Source organism: Streptomyces albicerus, assembly GCF_008905045.1.
Taxonomy (GTDB): domain Bacteria; phylum Actinomycetota; class Actinomycetes; order Streptomycetales; family Streptomycetaceae; genus Streptomyces; species Streptomyces albicerus.
On record NZ_VWMY01000149.1, the window covers coordinates 9951 to 10537 of the forward strand.

The 587-nt window shown below is 67.0% G+C and carries 1 pseudogene; it reads right to left on the reverse strand.

Annotation, left to right across the window (positions count from 1 at the left end):
• Nucleotides 1-273: 273 nt before the first annotated feature.
• Nucleotides 274-414, reverse strand: a pseudogene (locus GAS53_RS58720) (hypothetical protein); the annotation flags it as partial.
• Nucleotides 415-587: the final 173 nt, after the last annotated feature.

Sequence of the window (587 nt, forward strand, 5' to 3'; positions counted from 1 at the left end):
CGAGACCGCCTCTGGTTTACAGCCGCGACCTAGTTGAGCTCGACTGCCGCTACCGCTGGGACCACGAGAAACCGCCCTACGGGTCCAGCAGATCCGCGGATCGCAGCGAAGGCGCGGGGCACCGCGGAGGTCTGGGGTGTTGGGGTGTTGGTTCGACAACTTTTCGACGGCCCCGCGCAGCTTCTCGCGGCAGAATTGCCACACCACTGCGAAGAGCGGGTTCTGTGCGCACCAAGCACTCCACCAGGGCTTGAATACGAGATCAGCAGAGGTTCAAACACGGGTTCTCAGCGCGCCCTGGTCAGGGTCACCCATCGACAGGGCTGCGACTGGCTCCGTGGCCGGGCCGACCGGCTGGTCCAGGTCCAGGTGGCATCGCAGCCGTACGCCGGGCCGGCCCACGTCTTGGGTCGTACGCTCCGCTGTCGCCGTCGCCCACCGGTCGGCGAGCCACCGATGGTGGGCTGCTGGTGCTGCTGGCTGCCCGGGTCTGCGGCCGGGGCCTAGGCACTGTTTCTCGGATCATGTGCGGAGCCAGATGAGGAGGGTTGCGAGGGTGAGGGTGCCGAGGTAGATGTAGGCGCGTT